Annotated in this window: 17 protein-coding genes; 12 read left to right on the top strand and 5 right to left on the bottom strand. The window is 61.0% G+C overall.

The genetic code is table 11. From position 1 onward, the window contains the following. Positions 1-76 precede the first annotated feature (76 nt). Positions 77-1,417: an MATE family efflux transporter gene (locus tag AC0Z8Z_RS11240; protein ID WP_485619152.1), complete on the top strand. Its 1,341-nt coding sequence runs from the start codon at positions 77-79 to the stop codon at positions 1,415-1,417. On the opposite strand, the gene AC0Z8Z_RS11235 is transcribed toward AC0Z8Z_RS11240, so the two are convergent. The 5 genes from AC0Z8Z_RS11235 to AC0Z8Z_RS11215 all read right to left on the bottom strand — a co-directional run bounded on the left by AC0Z8Z_RS11235 (position 1,407) and on the right by AC0Z8Z_RS11215 (position 6,602). Next, the gene (locus tag AC0Z8Z_RS11235; protein ID WP_485619151.1) at positions 1,407-2,300 is read right to left on the bottom strand and encodes an alpha/beta hydrolase; all 894 of its coding nucleotides are present in this window, start codon (positions 2,298-2,300) and stop codon (positions 1,407-1,409) included. The genes AC0Z8Z_RS11240 and AC0Z8Z_RS11235 overlap by 11 nt on opposite strands. Positions 2,301-2,390: 90 nt before the next feature. Then, a complete protein-coding gene (gene speA, locus AC0Z8Z_RS11230) occupies positions 2,391-4,304 on the bottom strand; it encodes an arginine decarboxylase (protein WP_172610598.1) in 1,914 nt (637 codons plus the stop codon). Positions 4,305-4,486: 182 nt separating this feature from the next. After that, positions 4,487-4,858 carry a translation initiation factor Sui1 gene (locus tag AC0Z8Z_RS11225; protein ID WP_122533743.1) on the bottom strand — a complete coding sequence of 124 codons (372 nt, stop codon included), beginning with the start codon at positions 4,856-4,858 and terminating at the stop codon, positions 4,487-4,489. 163 nt (positions 4,859-5,021) lie between these two features. Beyond that, a complete protein-coding gene (locus AC0Z8Z_RS11220) occupies positions 5,022-5,567 on the bottom strand; it encodes an NUDIX hydrolase (RefSeq protein WP_485619150.1) in 546 nt (181 codons plus the stop codon). A 3-nt stretch (positions 5,568-5,570) separates the two neighbouring features. Next, positions 5,571-6,602 carry a DUF2333 family protein gene (locus tag AC0Z8Z_RS11215; protein ID WP_485619276.1) on the bottom strand — a complete coding sequence of 344 codons (1,032 nt, stop codon included), beginning with the start codon at positions 6,600-6,602 and terminating at the stop codon, positions 5,571-5,573. Positions 6,603-7,010: 408 nt separating this feature from the next. On the opposite strand from AC0Z8Z_RS11215, the gene AC0Z8Z_RS11210 reads away from it, so the two are divergent. The 11 genes from AC0Z8Z_RS11210 to purD all read left to right on the top strand — a co-directional run bounded on the left by AC0Z8Z_RS11210 (position 7,011) and on the right by purD (position 20,451). Next, complete coding sequence (locus AC0Z8Z_RS11210) at positions 7,011-8,675, top strand: diguanylate cyclase (protein WP_485619149.1); 1,665 nt, start codon at positions 7,011-7,013, stop codon at positions 8,673-8,675. Positions 8,676-8,790: 115 nt separating this feature from the next. Further along, positions 8,791-10,575: a protein-disulfide reductase DsbD gene (locus AC0Z8Z_RS11205; RefSeq protein ID WP_485619148.1), complete on the top strand. Its 1,785-nt coding sequence runs from the start codon at positions 8,791-8,793 to the stop codon at positions 10,573-10,575. A 152-nt stretch (positions 10,576-10,727) separates the two neighbouring features. After that, entirely contained in the window at positions 10,728-11,180 is a 453-nt protein-coding gene (aroQ, locus tag AC0Z8Z_RS11200) for a type II 3-dehydroquinate dehydratase (RefSeq protein WP_485619147.1), read from the top strand. A gap of 80 nt (positions 11,181-11,260) precedes the next feature. Next, positions 11,261-11,716: an acetyl-CoA carboxylase biotin carboxyl carrier protein gene (gene accB / locus AC0Z8Z_RS11195; RefSeq protein WP_074890450.1), complete on the top strand. Its 456-nt coding sequence runs from the start codon at positions 11,261-11,263 to the stop codon at positions 11,714-11,716. Positions 11,717-11,733: 17 nt separating this feature from the next. Then, positions 11,734-13,083, top strand: a complete 1,350-nt coding sequence (gene accC / locus AC0Z8Z_RS11190; protein WP_172610592.1) for an acetyl-CoA carboxylase biotin carboxylase subunit — start codon at positions 11,734-11,736, stop codon at positions 13,081-13,083. Between the two features lie 289 nt (positions 13,084-13,372). Further along, entirely contained in the window at positions 13,373-14,251 is an 879-nt protein-coding gene (gene prmA, locus AC0Z8Z_RS11185) for a 50S ribosomal protein L11 methyltransferase (RefSeq protein ID WP_172610591.1), read from the top strand. A 54-nt stretch (positions 14,252-14,305) separates the two neighbouring features. Next, entirely contained in the window at positions 14,306-15,694 is a 1,389-nt protein-coding gene (locus AC0Z8Z_RS11180; RefSeq protein WP_485619146.1) for a DUF3426 domain-containing protein, read from the top strand. Positions 15,695-15,971: 277 nt separating this feature from the next. Beyond that, positions 15,972-16,985 carry a tRNA dihydrouridine synthase DusB gene (dusB, locus tag AC0Z8Z_RS11175; protein ID WP_485619145.1) on the top strand — a complete coding sequence of 338 codons (1,014 nt, stop codon included), beginning with the start codon at positions 15,972-15,974 and terminating at the stop codon, positions 16,983-16,985. After that, positions 16,982-17,302: a DNA-binding transcriptional regulator Fis gene (gene fis / locus AC0Z8Z_RS11170; RefSeq protein WP_007907419.1), complete on the top strand. Its 321-nt coding sequence runs from the start codon at positions 16,982-16,984 to the stop codon at positions 17,300-17,302. Before dusB ends, fis begins: the two co-directional genes overlap by 4 nt. A 78-nt stretch (positions 17,303-17,380) precedes the next feature. Then, positions 17,381-18,988, top strand: coding sequence for a bifunctional phosphoribosylaminoimidazolecarboxamide formyltransferase/IMP cyclohydrolase (purH, locus tag AC0Z8Z_RS11165; protein ID WP_205484859.1), 1,608 nt, complete (start codon positions 17,381-17,383; stop codon positions 18,986-18,988). 167 nt (positions 18,989-19,155) lie between these two features. Further along, on the top strand, positions 19,156-20,451 hold the full coding sequence (gene purD, locus AC0Z8Z_RS11160; protein WP_172610588.1) for a phosphoribosylamine--glycine ligase: 1,296 nt from the start codon (positions 19,156-19,158) through the stop codon (positions 20,449-20,451). Positions 20,452-20,517 lie beyond the last annotated feature (66 nt).

Here is a 20,517-nt window from a genome sequence, read left to right as displayed (position 1 = left end):
AAAGCGCGGCGCGCAGATAGACCGTGGGTTTGTGCGTTTGTTCTCGCTACACTCGCGCGCTTGCCCGGGAGCCTTCATGTCCAACTTTTTCAACGACTGGTGTCAGCGTGCGACGCATCGGCAAGTGTGGGCGCTGGCGGCGCCGATGATCCTGTCGAATATCTCCGTGCCGCTGGTTTCACTGGTGGACAGCACGGTCATCGGTCACCTGCCCCACGCACACCAGCTCGGCGCTGTGGCGGTCGGCGGCACGCTGTACAGCTTTCTCGCCTGGGCCATGGGTTTCCTGCGCATGGGCACGACCGGTTTCGCGGCCCAGGCCGCCGGGCGCAACGACGGCGCGGCGCTGCGTCAGGTGCTGTTGCAGGGCTTGCTGCTGGCGATGGGATTTTCCGTGCTGCTGGGGCTGATCGGCCTGCCGTTCCAGCACCTGGCGCTGGAAATGATGCAGCCCTCGGACGATCTCAACGAGCTGACCCGCGACTTTTTCCATACCCGCCTGTTCGGGTTACCCGCCGCGCTGGCCAGTTACGCGCTGGTCGGCTGGTTCCTCGGGCTGCAGAACGCCCGAGCGCCGCTGGCCATTCTGCTGACCACCAACCTCGTCAACATCGCCCTGAACCTGTGGTTCGTCATGGGCCTGGACTGGGGCGTGGTGGGCAGCGCGCGGGCATCGGTCATCGCCGAATGGGCTGGCGCGCTGCTTGGCCTCGCCCTCACCCACAGAGGCCTGCGCGCGTATCCGGGGCACTTGGCGTTATCTGCCCTCAAGCGCTGGCAGAGCTGGCGGCCGCTGCTCACGGTCAATCGCGATATCTTCATTCGCAGCCTGATCCTGCAATCGGTGTTCTTTTTGATCACGGTGCAAGGCGCGCGACTGGGCGATGCCACTGTGGCGGCTAACGCGCTGTTGCTCAATGGCCTGTTGCTGATGGCCCACGCGCTCGACGGCCTGGCCCATGCCGTCGAAGCCCTCTGCGGGCACGCCATCGGCGCACGGGATCGCGACGCGCTGAGGCGCTCGTTGAATGTCTCCGGAGGCTGGTCGCTGATCTGCAGCGTCGCGTTTGTAGGGCTGTTCCTGCTCGGCGGGCACCTGTTCATCGAGATGCAAACCGACATCACCGCAGTGCGTGACATCGCCTTCGTTTATCTCCCTTATCTCGCCGTGCTGCCCTTTGTCGCGGTCTGGAGTTATTTGCTCGACGGCTTGTTCATCGGCGCCACCCGTGCCCGCGAGATGCGCAACGCGATGGGCGTCACGGCATTGATCACCGCACCGTTCGCCTGGCTGGCAAGCGGGTTCGGCAATCATGGTCTGTGGCTGGCTTTTTTGCTTTTCATGGCATTAAGGGCGCTGACGCTGGGGTATCTGGCGTTGAAGCTCAACCGCAGCGGCGCCTGGTTCAATGGCTGACCGAGACGCTCGACACCTGCGCCTGATCCTGGGCGTGGATAAACGCTGCGACCTCCTCCAGTACCGGCGCCAAGCTGCGTAATGGGCGGGCAAGTGCACCCACCAGCGTGCGGTGACTGGTGCGGGAAAAATACACCTCGCGCACTGACACGCCCTGAGCGCCCAACCGACTGGCCATGCCCCCCGTGTTGCGTTGCGGGTTGACCTCCGTGTCGTCGACGGAAGCGATCAGCAATGCCGGCGGTGACGCTGCGCTGACATGGTTGATGGGCTGGGAGTCGGGTGGTGAATTCGGGAAGTAAAACACTGGCTTCACTTCCGGATCTTCGATGGGCAGAAAATCATAGGGTCCGGCCAGACCGATCCAGCCCTTGATGATGGAAGGTGTCGTGCCCGCCGCAGCCAGCCACTGCGGATCCAGGGCCAGCATCGCCGCGTTGTAAGCCCCGGCACTGTGACCCATCACGTACAACTTTGCCGGATCACCGCCGAACTGACGAATGTGCGCGTGGGTCCAGCCCACCGCCTGGGCGCTGTCCCGCAGCAGCTCCTGATAATGCACTTGCGGGTACAACCGGTAATCGGCAAGTACCGCAACGATGCCCCGGGACGCCAGCGCCTCACCGACGAAGGCGTAATCACCCCGCGATCCGCTGATCCAGCTGCCGCCATAGAAAAACACGACGACGGGCGCGTCCGGCGCTGCATCTTTGGGCGTGTAGATGTCGAGTTCATTGCGCGGGTCCGGGCCGTACGCCAGATCGGACGTTCTGCTGAACGTGTCGCCCGGGTTAAACGCGTTGAGCACCTTCAATGGCGAGCAGGCCATCAACAAGGTCATCAGCCAGGCGGCGAACACTGCTTTGAGCGCCAGTTTGATCATCGTTCATGCTCCCGAAACAGTGAAAGACGCCTGACGGTGGAGACAACGAAAACGGGCCACAAGGGCCCGTTTTTTGGAGTCGCTACATCATCACGACGACAGGTAGGACGACCGCGTCAGGCCCAGACGCAAGGCGTCCAGAAACTGGGTGCGCTCGCGCGGGGTGATCTTGGCGCTAGCGACTTTGTCCCGGTAATGGGTCATCAGTTCTTCCGGCGACAAGTGCACGTAGCGCAGCATGTCTTCGATGGTGTCGTGGGTTTCGATCCCTGCCGAATACGCGCTGCCATCCTGGTTCTGATAGATATTCACCGAGTCGGTGTCACCAAACAGGTTGTGCATGTCGCCCAGAATTTCCTGATAGGCGCCGACCAGGAACACGCCCAGCAAGTAATCCTCGCCTTCCTTCAATGCGTGAACCGGCAGGCTGGTCTCGATGCTCTGCTCGTCGACGTACTGATTGATCTTGCCGTCGGAGTCGCAGGTCAGGTCTTGCAGCACGGCGCGACGCAGCGGCTCTTCGTCCAGACGATGCAGCGGAATGATCGGCAGCACCTGATCAATCGCCCAGGTGTCCGGCAGGCTCTGGAACACCGAGAAATTGCAGATGTACTTGTCGGCCAGCTTGTCGTTGAGCTCGTCGAGCACCTGACGATGAGAGCGCTGACGGGCTTTCAGCGAGTTGTGCAAACGGCGGCACACCGCGAAGTAGCACTGCTCGCCCAGGGCCTTTTGCGCCAGGGTGATCTTGCCATCGGAATACTGGGTAGCGATGTCACTCATGTAGTGCGTGGCGCGCCAGTAGGTCTCGGTGACCATTTCGATGTCGGTCGGGCCGAGCAGGTCGATCAGCCACTGCAGGGTTTCCGGCAGGCTTTCCTTGTCGGTGATTTCCGGCACTTCGTCGTTGTGACGCTCGACGTCCGTGACCTGGATCACCAGCATGGCGTGGTGCGCGGTCAGCGAGCGGCCGCTTTCCGAGAAGATATGCGGATGCGGCAGGCCCTGCGCGTCGCAGAACTCCTTGAGCATCCCGACCACGACACCAGCGTAATCGTCCATGTCATAGTTGATCGAACTGGCGTTGCGCGAATGCGTGCCGTCGTAGTCGACACCCAGACCGCCGCCCACGTCGATGTGATCCACCGGCAGGCCAAGGTTACGCAGCTCGCCGTAGTAACGAATTGCCTCCTTGAAACCATGCTGGTAGTCGGCCAGGTTGGCGATCTGCGAACCCATGTGAAAGTGCAGCAGACGAATGCCCTGATCGAGCCCTGCCTTGGTGAAGCGGTCGACGACCGACAGCAATTGCGCGGCGGACAGGCCGAACTTGGACTTCTCGCCACCGGTGTCGGCCCACTTGCTGGACGCCAGGGACGACAGGCGCACGCGAAGACCCACTTGCGGCGCTACCTTCAGCTCGGCGGCTTCTTCGATGACCAGTTCGACTTCGGATTCTTTCTCGATGACGATAAAGACGTTGTGGCCCAGCTTCTGACCCATCAAGGCCAGACGGATGAACTCGCGGTCCTTGTAACCGTTGCAGACGATGGTGCCGCCCTTCGGCGCCAGGGCCAGCACGGCCATCAGCTCAGGCTTGGAGCCGGCTTCGAGGCCGATGGACACGTTTTGCGTGGCGATGATGTTTTCCACCACCGCCTCTTGCTGGTTGACCTTGATCGGGTACAGCGCGGTGTATTTGCTCTGGTATTCCAGGCGGGCGATGTTTTCGTCGAACGCACCGGTCAGTTGGCGCACCCGGTCCTGCAGAATGTCTGGGAAACGCACCAGCAATGGCAGGGACAAGCCGCTCTTGCGCAGCTGATCGACCTGCTCGTAAAGATCGATGGGCGAGCTGGTCGGCCCGTTGGGCCGAACTTCAACGCGGCCGGCCTCATTGATTGCGAAATAACCGGCCCCCCAATGACGGATCCCGTAGACACTGCGGCTGTCTGCCACGGTCCATTGGCTGCCATCGTCTTTGCGTGTGCGTCGTACGGACATCAAAGTCCCCTATAGAAAAGTCATAAAGCCCCGGCCTGACCGGCTGGGCGCAGTGTAGAGCGTGGAAATGACGGTTTGGCGCCTGCTCGCTGTGGGGCAATAGACCCGCATTGCGCAGCAGAGTTTGCAGGGATGACTGCGGCCAGACCGACGACAAAATAAACGGGCTTGAAACCGATGGCTCAACCGCCTGACTTTTTCGCCTTGAAACCCTGCTTGACCAACTCGGCCAACAGCGTTTCGACGTGGTCACCCTGGATTTCGATCACACCATCCTTCAGCGCGCCGCCGGTTCCGCAACGTTGCTTGAGGGTCTTTGCCAAGTCCTTGAGCGCGTCTTCGGCCAGCGGAACGCCGGTGACAGTCGTGACGGTCTTGCCGCCACGGCCTTTGCTTTCACGGCGCACGCGAGCGATGCCATCACCTTCCGGGATGAGCGTGCGTTTGCAGGTGCAGGCGTCGACGGGCTGACGGCAGTCGGGACAATGTCGACCGGCGTCGGTTGAAAATACCAGGCCACCGAGGGCGGCGAAGGATGCGGCTTTTTTGGCCACCGGCAATCCTCTTGTTGAGGAGCGAAGTCTGGCCGACGGGAGCCGACCGCGAAGCCCCACTCAGGCAGGGGCAGCGCAACCGGATCGCGAGGGCGGTCCGGCGTGAAAAGTCGCGCAGTGTAACGGCAAATGTCGCAGATGCTAAGTGCAAATATGCGCCAATTTACGGGACATTTGCGACGCCTTCCAAATAGCGCTTGAAGGCAGCCAGCGAGTCCGGGCAGTAGGGCTTTTCAGTGGTTTCGCGCAGTACTTGCTCGATGCGCAGAAAGCGCGCTTCCAGCACCTCTTCCGGTTGCAGTTTCAGCGGCCCGTCCCAGACCGCCGAGAACACCGCGCACCACAGTCGATTGTCCGGCTGATCGAAGAAGAAACGTTCGTGAGGGGTAAGCGGTACGCCAGAGACGCCCAGCTCTTCTTCAAGCTCGCGCGCCGCCGACAGCTCGTAGCTTTCATCGGCCTGCACCATGCCGCCCGCCGCCACATCCCAATACCCGGGATAGATAGCCTTGCTCAGCGTGCGTCGATGCACACACAGCTCGCCCGTCGAATTGAACAGAAGGATGTAGGTGCCGCGGCCGATGAGTCCGCGCTCACGCAGCTCTGCCCGGGGCAGCGCGCCGAGGACTTGATCGTGACGATCAACCCAGGCAATCAGCTCGGCATCGGAGGCTGCACGGTGCGCAGCCTCTTGATTGGAAACATTCACCGATCAGCCTTGGGACAGCAGCTGACGCAGGTCAATCACCGCCGCGTTGGCACGGGACAGGTAGTTGGCCATGACCAGCGAGTGGTTGGCGAAGATACCGAAAGGGCTGCCGTTGAGGATCATTGGGCTCCAGATCGGCTCTTGCGAGGCCTCCAGTTCACGAATGATCTGACGCACGCTCACGGTTGCATTCTTCTTCGCCAGAACATCGGCAAAATCGACCTCGATCGCGCGCAGCAAGTGCGACAGCGCCCAAGCCTGACCGCGTGCTTCATAGAAGACGTTGTCGATTTGCATCCATGGGGTTTCGACAATCTCTTCGTCAACCTGCGGGACTTCTCCCGGCTTGACCGTGACCGTGGACTGCGCCTCGGTTTTCAGGGTGCTGTTCAGTTTGACCCGACCCACGCTGGCGGACAGCCGCTGGGACAAGGAGCCCAGACGTGTACCGACGTCGCCCAGCCAGTTGTTCAGGTTGTCGGCACGTGTGTAGAACAGTGCGCCCTTCTGATTCGGGTCAGACAGGCGCGCCTGGTAGCGGCTCAACGCAGCGATGCCGTCGCGGTATTGAGACTCGCTGGAAGGCAGCACCCAGCTTTTGTTGTCGAAGTTGAACAGCGGCTCGGCGCGCGCCAGGTCGCCATCTTCGGCGGACTGCGACTGCGAGCGGGCGAAGTCTTTGCGCAAGGCACGGCTCAGGTCGCGGACCTGAACCAGCACGCCGTATTCCCAGCTCGGCATGTTGTCCATCCACAGGCCAGGCGGCGAACGATCGTTGGAAATGTAACCGCCCGGTTTATCCAGCAGGGTAGACGCGACGGTCTTGAGGGTCTCGACGGTGGTGTAGCCCAGCACCATCTGCTTGCCTTCACTTTGCGCAGCAGCCTGGGCTTGTTGCTGGACCGGAAACAGGGGCGGCTCGCTGCTCCACCAGATGCCGAGCACCACGGTGACAACCAGATAAATACCCACCACAGCCCCAACGGCGCGACTGAACAACAGGCCGCCCCAATAACCGCGCGACGCCTTGCCCATGGGCTTTTCGTCAGCGCGTTCAGTTCCCGCGCTGCCCGAGCGCTTCTTCCAATCCAGCATGGCCTTGTCCTTTCAATCACGGAATTCAGTGCTTCTGACCGCAACCTTACAGCAAGGTGCGTTTGGCAGGAATGTGGTGGCAAGTGCATTTGTTTAGCAATCGAGTCAATCGGACTCTGAATCCTGCATCGCCTTTTCCGACGCCTCCCGGGGCTATGCCGGTCCTGCCTTCCACCCGGCGGTTCGCATTGGCTGCAAACTAACCAGGTACTTCAAAAGCTAAATATTTGACGGTCATAACCGTCAAAAATAACGAGAAATTGACCTGCGGCATCCTGACTGGAGAAAACTAGTGCTAGCATAGCGCCAGCATTGGCATTGGGGTTTCCCCATTAAAGAAGTCAGAGCATGACTGAAGCAGCAGATCCGAGCCGGGACCGGCTCAAACACCACTTTGCCCAGCGGGTAATTCATCAGGCTCGCCAGATTCTTGAGGTGTGGCAACGCCTGCAGCAAAGTGAATGGTCGGCAACGGACATGGCTGAACTCATCGAGGCCAACCGGCGGCTGTTGCGATTCGCCGAACGTTTCGAGCAAGCCGAACACACGCAACTGGCTACCGCGATCGACTTGGCATTGCTTGACGTCGAGGCCAACCGTGGACGGTTGAGCAGCGCCCTGATTACCGACCTCAATCGCCTGATGCAACGCCTGTCCCGCACCGGCCTCCGGCATGGCGACCGTCTGGAACAAACAGCCCTGCCGCCCCTGCGAAAGCCAATCTACCTCGCGCTGCAGGATCATGAACGCAGCGAGCGCCTGGCCAGGCAGCTGGAATTCTTCGGCTTGAGCGCGCAGTCCTTCGCAAGCATTGAGGCCTTCCACATGACCATGGCCGAACGCTTGCCCGCCGCCGTCGTCATGGATGTGGACTTCGGTGGCGCGGGCCAGGGCCTGAAGCTCGCTACCCGGATGCAGGAAGGACTGGAGCAAAAACTACCGCTGCTGTTTTTCAGCCATCACGAGACGGACACGCCCACGCGCCTTGCCGCCGTGCGCGCCGGTGGCGAAGAGTTCCTGACCGGCACGCTTGAGGCGTCCAGTCTGCTGGAGAAGATCGAAATTCTGACCCGGGTCGCGCAATACGCACCGTACAAGGTGCTGATCATCGACGACTCGCGCGCCCAGGCGACGCACACCGAGCGCTTGCTCAACGGCGCCGGCATCGTCACCCGCACCCTGCTCGACCCGATCAAGACCATGTCGGAGTTGGCCGACTTTCAGCCTGACCTGATCATCCTCGACATGTACATGCCAGCCTGCACCGGCACCGAGCTGGCCAAGGTGATCCGCCACAATGACCGCTACGTCAGTGTGCCGATCATTTACCTTTCGGCCGAAGACGATCTGGATAAACAGCTGGATGCGATGAGCGAGGGCGGCGACGACTTTCTCACAAAGCCGATCAAGGCTCGCCACCTGATCACCACCGTGCGCAATCGCGCGGCACGGGCGCGCAACCTTAAAGCGCGCATGGTCCGCGACAGCCTGACCGGCCTGTACAACCACACCCACATCCTGCAATTGCTCGAAGATTCCAGCTTCCGCGCGCGGCGTGAGAACAAGCCTCTGAGCTTTGCCATGCTGGACATCGACCACTTCAAGAGGGTCAACGACAGCCACGGCCATCCCATGGGCGACCGCGTCATCAAAAGCCTGGCGCTGTTCCTCAAGCAGCGTCTGCGCAAAACCGACTACATCGGTCGCTACGGTGGTGAGGAATTTGCCGTGGTCATGCCGGACACTGATCTGGCAGACGCCCACGGTTTGCTCGACGAAATCCGCCAGCGTTTCGCCGAAATTCATTACCCTGCGCAACCTGTGGATCTGTTCTGCACGTTCAGCGCCGGGGTCGTGGAGATCGCCGAAGACGACGACGCGCTGATGATGGCGTCGCAGGCAGACGAAGCGCTGTACCGCGCAAAAAAGGCAGGCCGCAATCAAGTGCATGGGCTGGCGGAGCGCGTTGCAGCGTCGCCATCAAGCAAATACCCCCAGCCGGACACTGTTTGACTGCTGCTTTCTACCTCATTTTCAGACTGAAGTTCAGACCGAAGAACGCTAGCCCTCCCTGCACGCCCGCAGCCACTCCGTTATCATGCGCGGACTTCTGTGATGCGAGACCGCCATGCGCCGCCTGCTTTGTCTGTTACTGCTGATCTGTGCCCTGCCCGCCGTCGGCGCGAGCTTTCTGGAGAACAGATCAAGTCCCACACTGGGCGGCGCATCAGTCGACAACAGCAAGGATTTTCTCCCGGTTCGCCAGGCGTTCCAGTTGAACCTCAGCGACACCACTTCGGAGTCCATCAAGCTGCAGTTCGTCGCCACCGAAGGCTACTACCTGTATCGCCATCGCTTTCAGTTCCGCACCGAACCCCCTGACATCGGCCTAGGCGCCGCGCAACTGCCGGATGGCGAAAAGAAACACGACGAGTATTTTGGCGACGTCGAGGTCTATCACGGCATCCTCGACGTCAACCTGCCGCGCAAAGCCGGGGACACCCGCCCTTTCACGCTTGTCGTCACCTACCAAGGCTGCGCAGACAAAGGGCTCTGCTACCCGCCCGAAACCGAGCGACTGAGCATTGGCGGCGCGAGCCCCGCAGCGTCCGATACCCCACTCGCGGGCGATGTCACCAACGTCGAATTCAGCTGGAAACAACTGGCCCTGTTTTTCCTCGCCGGCGTCGGTCTGACATTCACGCCGTGCGTGTTACCGATGCTGCCGATCCTGTCGGGTGTCGTCCTGCGTGGGCAGATCGGCGGGCTGCGCGGTTTCTCTTTGTCCCTGGCCTACGTGCTGCCGATGGCGATCTGCTTCGCCATCCTCGGCGCACTGATGGGCATCTTTGGCGCCAGCCTCAATCTGCAAGCACGTCTGCAATCGGCGTGGGTCCTCGTGCCGTTTTCCGGGTTCTTTGCGCTCTTCGCCGTCGCCATGTTCGGCGTGTTCGAGCTGCGCCTGCCCCGTGCCCTCAATGACCGGCTGGACCGCATCGCCGGCAATACCCAAGGCGGGTCTCTGTGGGGAGCGGCAGTTCTGGGCGTGGTGTCGAGCCTGTTGGTGTCGCCCTGTGTCTCGGCGCCACTGGCCGGTGCGCTGCTTTATATAAGCGCCAGCGGCGATGCCATTGGCGGGGCCTTAAAACTGTTCGTCCTGGGGCTGGGCATGGGCGCGCCGCTGGTGCTGGTGGCAACGGGCGGCGCGGCGTGGCTACCGAAAAGCGGTCCGTGGTTGGTCTCGGTGAAGAATGCGATCGGCGTGCTGTTGCTGGCGCTATCAATCGGCTTGCTCAGCCGGGTGATTCCGGGGCAAGCCACGCTGCTGTTGATCGGGCTGCAGGGGGCCGGCGTTGCGATCTTTCTAGGCGCGCTGGAGTTCGGCGAAAAGACCGCACGAGGTCGCCTCGCTCAATTGTTGGGCCTGTTAATGCTGGTGTACGCCCTCGCGTGCTGGTACGGGGCGCTGAGTGGTCAGACGGACCCGCTGCGACCGCTGGGTCAATCCCGGATCATTTCAGCTTCTGCTCCACCTGCGTCAGAAAGCCGCTGGCAGACCGTGACTCAGGCCAGCGAACTGGACCGAATCCTTGCGGAATCCAAAAGCGCTGGCCAACCCGTTCTGGTCGACTGGTACGCCGACTGGTGTATCAGTTGCAAGGTCATCGAGCACGAGGTTCTCCCTGATCCGAAAGTCGTCAGTCAGTTGGGCGGTTTCAGGCTGATTCGCTTCGACATGACCGACAGCGACGCCGAGCAACGCGCCTTGCTGGACCGCTACAAACTGTTTGGCCCTCCCGCACTGCTGTTCTTCGGAAAAAACGGCAACGAGCTCGGAAACGCGCGTGTCGTCGGCGAAATCGACGTCGAAGCGTTCGCAGAGCGGCTTTCTAGAGCAAATGACCAAATTTAGCGCCAGAGTCACAAATTTCGCGCGAACATCGGGCATCGTGCTGAATATTGTGGGTAACTGGACAGTCCATCGTACTTTCCGGCATAGTCGCTGCCCATCAGCGGCTCACTCTGTGCGTGAGCGTCGAAAACGCGAACAACAAGGAACACTCGATGGCGACTTTTCTGGTTCTTCACGGACCTAACCTGAACCTGCTGGGTACCCGCGAACCGGGGATCTATGGCTCGATCACGTTGGTCGACATCAACCAGGATCTGGAACAGCGTGCGCGCGAAGCCGGTCACCATCTGATGTACCTGCAGAGCAACGCTGAATACGAGTTGATCGACCGCATCCACGCTGCACGCGATGAAGGCGTGGACTTCATCCTGATCAATCCGGCTGCTTTTACGCACACAAGCGTTGCGATACGTGACGCGCTGCTGGGAGTGAGCATCCCATTCATCGAAGTGCACCTGTCAAACGTGCACAAGCGCGAACCTTTCCGCCATCACTCCTACTTTTCAGATGTTGCTGTAGGCGTGATCTGCGGCCTTGGCGCCAGCGGTTACCGACTGGCCCTGGAGGCCGCACTGGAACAATTGGCCAAGCGTTCGGAGGCGTGAACGGCACAGTCCCGTACTGAGCCAGACCGCCGGAACCGGCTACCAAATCCCCCTGACCGTCCCTTGGGAGTTGATGATTAATGGATATCCGTAAAGTCAAGAAACTGATCGAATTGCTGGAAGAGTCCGGCATCGACGAATTGGAAATCCGTGAAGGCGAAGAATCCGTACGGATCAGCCGTCACAGCAAGACTCCAGCACAGCAGTACTACGCGCCGGCTCCGGTCGCCGCTCCGGCTCCTGCCCCTGTTGCAGCGCCAGTGGCCGCCGCCGCTGAAGCACCTGCTGCTCCACAGCACGCCGGCAATGTCATCAAGTCGCCAATGGTCGGTACGTTCTACCGCACCCCGGCCCCTGGCTCGCCAGCGTTCGTTGAAGTCGGCAAGACCGTCAAGAAAGGCGACACCATCTGCATCGTTGAAGCGATGAAAATGATGAACCACATCGAAGCCGAAGTCAGCGGCACGATCGAATCCATCCTGGTAGAAAACGGTCAGCCGGTTGAGTATGACCAGCCGCTGTTCACCATCGTTTGAACCGGGGAGAGCCTGCGATGTTGGAAAAAGTCCTGATCGCCAACCGCGGCGAAATCGCCTTGCGCATCTTGCGTGCCTGTAAAGAACTGGGCATCAAGACCGTCGCGGTCCATTCCACGGCAGACCGTGAGCTGATGCACCTTGGCCTGGCAGACGAAACCGTCTGCATCGGACCGGCGCCAGCCAACCTGTCGTACCTGAACATTCCGGCCATCATTTCGGCTGCAGAGCTGACCGGCGCCACGGCGATTCACCCGGGCTACGGTTTCCTCGCGGAAAACGCAGACTTTGCCGAGCAGGTCGAGAAGTCCGGCTTCGCGTTCATCGGCCCGAAAGCCGAAACCATTCGCCTGATGGGCGACAAGGTCTCCGCCAAGGACGCCATGAAGCTTGCCAAGGTGCCGACCGTTCCCGGTTCCGACGGCCCGCTGCCGGAAGACGAAGAAACGGCATTGCGCATTGGCCGCGAAGTCGGCTATCCGGTGATCATCAAGGCCGCTGGCGGCGGCGGTGGTCGCGGCATGCGCGTGGTGCACAAGGAAGAAGACCTGATCGAAGCAGCCAAGCAGACCCGTGCTGAAGCGGCTGCCTGGTTCAGCAACCCGATGGTCTACCTCGAGAAATACCTGACCAACCCACGTCACGTGGAAGTGCAGGTGATTTCCGACGGCCAGGGCCAGGCGATACATCTGGGCGACCGCGACTGCTCCTTGCAGCGCCGTCACCAGAAGGTCCTGGAAGAAGCGCCCGCGCCATTCATCGACGAACAAGCCCGCAAGGACGTGTTCGCGGCCTGTGTCAAAGCATGCATCGACATCGGCTACCGTGGCGCCGGCACGTTCGAGTTCCTGTACGAGAACGGCCGCTTCTACTTCATCGAAATGAACACCCGTGTTCAGGTGGAGCACCCGGTTTCGGAAATGGTCACCGGTATCGACATCGTCAAGGAGATGCTCAGCATCGCCGCCGGCAACAAGCTGTCGTACACCCAGGATGACGTGGTCATCACCGGGCACGCGCTGGAATGCCGGATCAACGCCGAAGATCCGAAGACCTTCGTCCCGAGCCCGGGCCTGGTCAAGCATTTCCACGCGCCTGGCGGCAACGGCGTGCGTGTGGATTCGCACCTGTACAGCGGCTACAAGGTTCCGTCCAACTACGACTCGTTGATCGGCAAGCTGATCACCTGGGGCGCAACTCGCGATGAAGCCATGGCGCGCATGCGTAACGCCCTGGATGAAATCGTGGTCGACGGCATCAAGACCAACATCCCGCTGCACCGTGATCTGACCCGCGATGAAGGCTTCTGCGAAGGCGGCGTCAACATCCACTACCTGGAACACAAACTGGCTGCTGACAAGCATTGATCCGCCAGTAAGTGCTGCAGATCAACAAAGCCGCTCTCGAGCGGCTTTGTTGTTTAGTAGGACCGGCTTTAGCCGGGAACAGGTCGATGTGATCGCCATACCGTTTGCGGTGAGACGCCCGACGCCTTCCCGGCTGAAGCCGGTCCTACCGATTCACCACCCCACCTGAATCACAGGCACGCCACAGATCGCCACACCTCCTTTGTTGTTTCACCGCGAACCCCGTAAACTTGCCGGTCTTTCGTGGCCGTCGGCCGCTTCTCATTTTTCAACTCGAAGGTCATCCGCCATGCCTTGGCTGCAAGTCCGTCTCGCCATTAGCCCAGAACAAGCCGAAACCTACGAAGACGCCCTGCTCGAAGTCGGCGCCGTATCGGTGACGTTCATGGACGCTGAAGACCAGCCGATCTTCGAGCCAGAGCTGAACACCACGCCGCTGTGGTCGCACACGCACCTGCTGGCATTGTTCGAAGCCGATACAGATGCCGATCACGTGCTCGCTCACCTGCGGCTGCTCACCGACGCCGAGCTGCCGGAACACACCCATGAAGTGATCGAAGATCAGGACTGGGAACGCAGCTGGATGGACAACTTCAACCCGATGCGCTTCGGCCAGCGCCTGTGGATCGTACCGAGCTGGCACGCCGCGCCGGAACCCGAAGCGGTGAATCTGTTGCTCGATCCGGGCCTTGCGTTCGGCACCGGTACCCATCCGACCACCGCGCTGTGCCTTGAGTGGCTGGACGGCCAGGACCTCGCCGGCTGCAACGTGCTGGATTTCGGCTGCGGTTCCGGCATCCTCGCCATCGCCGCGCTGCTGTTGGGCGCCGAACAGGCGGTCGGCACCGACATCGACGTCCAGGCCCTCGAAGCCTCGCGCGACAACGCCGGTCGCAACAACGTCCCGGCCGAGAAATTCCCACTGTACTTGCCTGAAGACCTGCCCCAGGTACAGGCCGATGTGCTGGTGGCCAACATCCTGGCGGGCCCGCTGGTTTCTCTGGCGCCGCAGTTGGCAAGCCTGGTCAAACCCGGTGGCCGCCTGGCGCTGTCAGGCATTCTTGCCGAGCAAGGCGAAGAAGTCGCTGCTGCTTACGCCGACGCGTTCGAACTGGACCCGATTGCCAACCGCGAGGGCTGGGTACGGATCACCGGTCGTCGCCGCTGACAGCCAGTTGTCCTAAGATCCAACCATCAGGCGCTCTTTAACCCGGATACCCGCATGACCGACAGCTTCGTCACTCAGTGCCCGCATTGCCAGACCAGTTTCCGCGTCAGTCACGCTCAGTTGAGCGTGGCCCGAGGCATGGTGCGCTGTGGCTCATGCCTGCAGGTGTTCAACGCCGCGAAACAGTTGCTGGAACAACGCGGCGGGAAGACACCGGTAGCGCCGCTGACGTCGGGACCCAACCCCGAGAGCGCCGAGAAAAAACCTGAAATCCTGGCGCCGCAGTCACTCGTCGTGACCCAGCCAGCGCCGCTGCCGGTCAGGCGTGAAGAGCGTGATGTGGACCTGGACAGCCTGGATCTGGACGATCTTGACGTGGAACTGGCCCGTCTCGAACAGCGCGAGATTCAGCGGCCCGAGTCTTTCGGTCGGGTCAGCAAGACGCGTGATCACGACGAAGTCGAGTCCTTCAGCGCCCGACGCGACGAGCCTGACGTCGCGCAGGAGTCGTGGGCCCACGGCATGAGCCACGACGATGTCGACCGGCTGCCCGAACTGCGCGCCGAAGTCGTCGAGGAACACGAAGCGCATACCGACCACACGATAGACGAAGGCCCGCTGGAAGAGCCCGTCAATCAGCAGGACCGCCATCGTACCGAGCCGTCATTCTCGCGGACGCCGGACGATCTGGACGACCTGAATGACGAACCGGCTCGCCCCCACTCGTTCAAGCATCAAGCCGAACCCGACGATGAACCGTCGTCGGAACGCTTTTCCGCCCTGGATACCCACGACGATCAGGATCACCTCAGCGCCCGCCCCGATGATGAAGACGATGAGGCCCCGCGCGCTGCTGCCGACGGCAAGCGTGGCGGCCGAAACGAGCCGGGCCTGCGGGACAGAGCGCTGGTCGACATTACGGATGACCCGCTGCAGCTGTCCTGGCAAAAGCCCAAACCGCGCCGGGGTCGGCGTCTGCTGTGGGTGCTGTTCGTCCTGATTGCGCTGGGCGCACTGGCCGGGCAGTACGTTGCGTACCACTTTGAAGAACTGGCGCGGCAGGATCAGTACCGCCCCCTCTTCATGGAGCTGTGCCCGACCCTCGGCTGCAAGGTCCCGTCCAAGGTCGATATCAAACTGCTCAAGAGCAGCAACCTTGTCGTGCGTAGCCACCCCGAATTTCAGGGGGCTCTGGTCGTTGACGCGATCATCTATAACCGAGCGTCCTTTTCACAGCCCTTCCCGCTGCTGGAACTGCGCTTTGCCGATGCGACGGGTCAGTTGATTGCCAGCCGTCGATTCAAACCGGGTGAGTACCTGAGCGGAGAGCTCGCGGGCAAGGACGAGATGCCGCCGCAGACGCCGATTCACATCGCACTGGACATCCTCGACCCGGGCCCAAAGGCGGCGAACTACAGCCTCAGCTTCCGCTCGCCGGAGTAAAGACGCCACGCACACCGGTTTCTCCGCACCGAAATGCAGCACCCTGCGCGGGAGGAGATGCCCGAATTTCGACGACGCTTTTATGACAATTCCGTCCTAAACCTAAACGTTTGCGATAAGAACGGAGCTGTTCAGATTTTATCCAATTCAGCCTTTATCCAGTCATCGAGAGCGGGTATCATGCCCACCCTTTTTCATACTCTGGGTCCCGTCTGAATTGGCGCTGAAGCACTTTTCGGACCAGACCTCGTGATTCGGCCCCACAACAGGTCACCCTATGTCGGCGGTACGCATCGGCCCTTACACATTGCAAAACGGCTTGATTCTCGCCCCGATGGCGGGTGTCACCGACCAGCCCTTCCGACAACTCTGTCGCCATCTCGGCGCAGGCCTGGTGGTCTCGGAAATGGTCACCAGCGACATGAGCCTCTGGAACAGCCGCAAGTCGCGGTTGCGCATGATTCACGAAGGCGATCCCGAGCCCCGCTCGGTACAGATCGCTGGCGGGGACCCGCAGATGCTTGCGGACGCAGCACGCGCCAACGTCGAACTGGGCGCGCAGATCATCGACATCAACATGGGGTGCCCGGCAAAAAAGGTCTGCAACAAGGCCGCCGGCTCCGCGCTGTTGAAAGATGAACAGTTAGTGACCGAAATCCTGCACGCAGTGGTTGCGGCAGTCGAGGTACCGGTCACGCTGAAGATTCGCACCGGCTGGGACCGGGCGAACAAGAATGGTCTGACCGTCGCCAGAATCGCCGAGCAAGCCGGCATTCAGGCACTGGCGGTGCACGGGCGAACCCGTGCAGATCTCTACACCGGTGAAGCCGAGTACGACACCATCGCCGCCATCAAGCAGGCGGTGTCCATCCCGGTGTTTGCCAATGGCGACATTGATTCACCGGAAAAGGCCCGCTACGTCCTTGACGCGACCGGCGCCGACGGGCTGTTGATTGGCCGGGCTGCCCAGGGGCGCCCATGGATTTTTCGCGAGATAGAACACTACCTGCAGACCGGAGAGAAACTTCCGGGCCTGCCCGTCGGTGAAGTGGAACGCATTCTGCTAGAGCATCTGGCTACGCTTCACACGTTCTATGGCGACGTGATGGGCGTGAGAATCGCCCGCAAACACGTCGGCTGGTACCTCGCAACGTTGCCGGGCGCCAGGGAGTTTCGCGCCCTTTTCAACCGTTTGGACGATACAGAAGCACAGTGCGCCAACGTTCGGGAGTTCTTTTCCCAGCGCGATAGATCCCGCCCAGCAGGGAACGAAGAAGAGGTGGCCGCATGACGATGATGACTGAGACTTTAGTGAGTGGAACAACACCCGTGAGCGACAACGTCAATTTGAAACAACACCTCAATACGCCGAGCGAAGAGGGTCAGACCCTGCGCGGAAGCGTCGAGAAGGCGTTGCACAACTACTTCGCTCATCTGGAAGGTGCGGCCGTCACTGATGTCTACAACCTGGTGCTCTCGGAAGTCGAGGCGCCGTTGCTCGAGTGCGTGATGAACTACGTGAAGGGCAACCAGACCAAGGCCTCCGAGCTGCTGGGACTGAATCGCGGCACCCTGCGCAAGAAACTCAAGCAGTACGACCTGCTGTAAGCATCCGAAAAACAAGCGACCTCACTTCAATGCGGTCGTTTTTTTTGCAAAATTCTTTTGCTTTTGATGGAAGTTGAGATGACCGACCAGACGACCCGCCTGCCGATCCGCCGCGCCTTGATCAGCGTATCCGACAAGACCGGCATCCTTGAATTCGCGCGTGAACTCGAAGCCCTCGGTGTCGAGATCCTCTCCACTGGTGGTACGTTCAAGCTGCTCAAGGACAACGGCGTTGCTGCAGTAGAAGTCGCCGACTACACCGGCTTCGCTGAAATGATGGACGGCCGGGTCAAGACACTGCACCCGAAAATCCACGGCGGCATCCTGGGCCGTCGCGGCATCGACGACGCCATCATGAGCGAACACGGCATCAAGCCGATCGACCTGGTCGCCGTGAATCTCTATCCGTTCGAAGCGACAGTTTCCAAGCCGGGCTGCGACCTGCCGACCGCCATCGAAAATATCGATATCGGCGGCCCGACCATGGTGCGCTCCGCCGCTAAAAACCATAAAGACGTCGCCATTGTCGTCAACGCCAGCGATTACACCAACGTGCTGGAAAGCCTCAAGGCCGGCGGTCTGACCTACGCGCAGCGCTTTGACCTGATGCTCAAGGCTTTCGAGCACACCGCAGCCTACGACGGCATGATCGCCAACTACCTGGGCAGCGTTGACCAATCCGCTGAAACCCTGAGCACCGAAGGCCGCAGTGAATTTCCACGCACCTTCAACACTCAGTTCGTCAAGGCGCAGGAAATGCGCTACGGCGAGAACCCGCACCAGAGCGCGGCGTTCTACGTTGAAGCCAAGCCTGCCGAAGTGGGTATCGCCACCGCGACCCAACTGCAAGGCAAAGAGCTTTCCTACAACAACGTCGCCGATACCGACGCGGCACTTGAGTGCGTGAAGAGCTTCGTCAAACCCGCGTGCGTGATCGTCAAGCACGCCAACCCGTGCGGCGTTGCAGTAAGCCCGGACGCGGAAGGCGGCATTCGTCAGGCCTACGAGCTGGCCTATGCCACTGACAGCGAATCGGCGTTCGGCGGCATTATCGCCTTCAACCGTGAACTGGATGCCGAGACGGCCAAGGCCATCGTCGAGCGTCAGTTCGTCGAAGTGATCATCGCCCCGAGCGTCAGCGCCGAAGCCCAGGCCATCATTGCCAGCAAAGCCAACGTGCGCCTGTTGACCAGCGGCCAGTGGGACGCAGAACGCGCGCCGGCCTGGGATTACAAGCGGGTCAACGGTGGTCTGCTGGTGCAGAGCCGCGACATCGGCATGATCGGCGCCGACGACCTTAAAGTGGTCACCCAGCGCGCGCCGACCGAGCAGGAAGTCCACGACCTGATCTTCGCCTGGAAAGTCGCCAAGTACGTGAAATCCAACGCCATCGTCTATGCCAAGAATCGCCAGACCATCGGCGTCGGCGCGGGCCAGATGAGCCGCGTGAACTCCGCGCGCATTGCCGCGATCAAGGCCGAACACGCCGGTTTGCAGGTGCAGGGCGCTGTCATGGCTTCCGATGCGTTCTTCCCGTTCCGCGACGGCATCGACAACGCGGCCAAGGTCGGCATCACGGCAGTGATCCAGCCAGGCGGCTCGATGCGCGATGCTGAAGTGATCGCCGCAGCGGACGAAGCGGGTATCGCGATGGTCTTCACCGGCATGCGCCATTTCAGGCACTGAGTGCAGCGGCAAGCATCAAGCTGCAAGCGGTAAGTAAAAGCAGAGTCGCGTCGCTTTACTCGCCCTTGCAGCCCTATTAATTCAGAGCAATGAGCCGTGATTAAGAGTTGTGCTATCCGCTTTTACTTGCCGCTTGTAGCTTGCAGCTTCTCCGAAGGAGTCCTTCTTTGAATATTTTGATCATTGGCAGCGGTGGCCGTGAACACGCTCTGGCCTGGAAGGTCGCGCAGGACGCTCGTGTCGAGAAAGTCTTCGTCGCCCCGGGCAATGCTGGCACTGCCACTGAAGCCAAGTGCGAAAACGTTGCCATCGACGTACTGGCGCTGGAGCAACTGGCGGATTTCGCCGAGAAGAACGTCGCGCTGACCATCGTCGGTCCGGAAGTCCCGCTGGTGGCCGGTGTCGTTGATCTGTTCCGCGCCCGTGGCCTGAAGTGCTTTGGGCCGACCAAGGGCGCCGCGCAGCTGGAAGGCTCCAAGGCATTCACCAAGGATTTCCTGGCGCGCCACAGTATTCCCTCTGCCGATTACCAGAACTTCACCGAAATCGAGCCGGCTCTGGCGTACCTGCAAGAAAAGGGCGCGCCGATCGTTATCAAGGCCGACGGCCTTGCAGCGGGCAAAGGCGTCATCGTCGCAATGACCCTCGCGGAAGCGGAAGACGCCGTGCGTGACATGCTGGCCGGCAATGCCTTCGGCGACGCAGGTTCACGCGTGGTGATCGAAGAATTCCTCGATGGCGAAGAAGCCAGCTTCATCGTCATGGTCGACGGCAAGAACGTGCTGCCCATGGCCACCAGCCAGGACCACAAACGCGTCGGCGACGGCGACAGCGGCCCGAACACCGGCGGCATGGGTGCGTACTCCCCGGCCCCGGTGGTCACCGCCGAGGTTCACCAGCGCGTGATGGATCAGGTCATATGGCCGACCGTCAGGGGCATGGCGGCCGAGGGCAACATTTACACCGGTTTCCTCTATGCTGGTCTGATGATCGACAAGGCCGGCAACCCGAAAGTCATCGAGTTCAACTGCCGCTTTGGCGATCCTGAAACCCAGCCCGTGATGCTGCGTCTGCAATCGAGTCTGGTGGCGCTGGTCGAAGCCGCTCTGGCGCAAACGCTGGATACAGTGGATGCTCAGTGGGACCCGCGACCGAGTCTGGGGATTGTGCTGGCAGCTGGCGGTTATCCGGCTGATTACGCCAAGGGCGACGAGATTCACGGGCTGGACGCTGCGGCCGCGTTGCCCGGTAAAGTGTTTCACGCCGGCACGGCGTTGCAGGATGGCCGCATCGTGACCTCCGGGGGTCGGGTGTTGTGCGCGACAGCGCTGGGCGACACCGTTGGCGATGCCCAGAAACAAGCGTATGCACTGGCTGCAAAGATTGACTGGCAAGGTTGTTTTTACCGCAAGGACATTGGCTACCGCGCCATTGCCCGGGAACGCGGCGAAGATCTGGCGTGAATTTCGGCCCACTGGCGGCTCCTCTGGAGCAGCCATTGGGACCGGCTTTAGCCGGGTAGGCCCAGG

The organism is Pseudomonas sp. 1L-C-7-B-C1 (genome assembly GCF_057291635.1).
The sequence above is the reverse complement of the archived record's forward strand: the minus strand, read 5'-3'. Positions and strand labels throughout refer to the sequence as shown.

Coding starts and splice junctions, on each gene's coding strand:
- AC0Z8Z_RS11240 (WP_485619152.1), top strand. CDS start 77: ATGTCCAACTTTTTCAACGACTGGTGTCAGCGTGCGACGCATCGGCAA.
- AC0Z8Z_RS11235 (WP_485619151.1), bottom strand. CDS start 2,300: ATGATCAAACTGGCGCTCAAAGCAGTGTTCGCCGCCTGGCTGATGACC.
- speA (WP_172610598.1), bottom strand. CDS start 4,304: ATGTCCGTACGACGCACACGCAAAGACGATGGCAGCCAATGGACCGTG.
- AC0Z8Z_RS11215 (WP_485619276.1), bottom strand. CDS start 6,602: ATGGGCAAGGCGTCGCGCGGTTATTGGGGCGGCCTGTTGTTCAGTCGC.
- AC0Z8Z_RS11210 (WP_485619149.1), top strand. CDS start 7,011: ATGACTGAAGCAGCAGATCCGAGCCGGGACCGGCTCAAACACCACTTT.
- AC0Z8Z_RS11205 (WP_485619148.1), top strand. CDS start 8,791: ATGCGCCGCCTGCTTTGTCTGTTACTGCTGATCTGTGCCCTGCCCGCC.
- aroQ (WP_485619147.1), top strand. CDS start 10,728: ATGGCGACTTTTCTGGTTCTTCACGGACCTAACCTGAACCTGCTGGGT.
- accB (WP_074890450.1), top strand. CDS start 11,261: ATGGATATCCGTAAAGTCAAGAAACTGATCGAATTGCTGGAAGAGTCC.
- accC (WP_172610592.1), top strand. CDS start 11,734: ATGTTGGAAAAAGTCCTGATCGCCAACCGCGGCGAAATCGCCTTGCGC.
- prmA (WP_172610591.1), top strand. CDS start 13,373: ATGCCTTGGCTGCAAGTCCGTCTCGCCATTAGCCCAGAACAAGCCGAA.
- AC0Z8Z_RS11180 (WP_485619146.1), top strand. CDS start 14,306: ATGACCGACAGCTTCGTCACTCAGTGCCCGCATTGCCAGACCAGTTTC.
- dusB (WP_485619145.1), top strand. CDS start 15,972: ATGTCGGCGGTACGCATCGGCCCTTACACATTGCAAAACGGCTTGATT.
- fis (WP_007907419.1), top strand. CDS start 16,982: ATGACGATGATGACTGAGACTTTAGTGAGTGGAACAACACCCGTGAGC.
- purH (WP_205484859.1), top strand. CDS start 17,381: ATGACCGACCAGACGACCCGCCTGCCGATCCGCCGCGCCTTGATCAGC.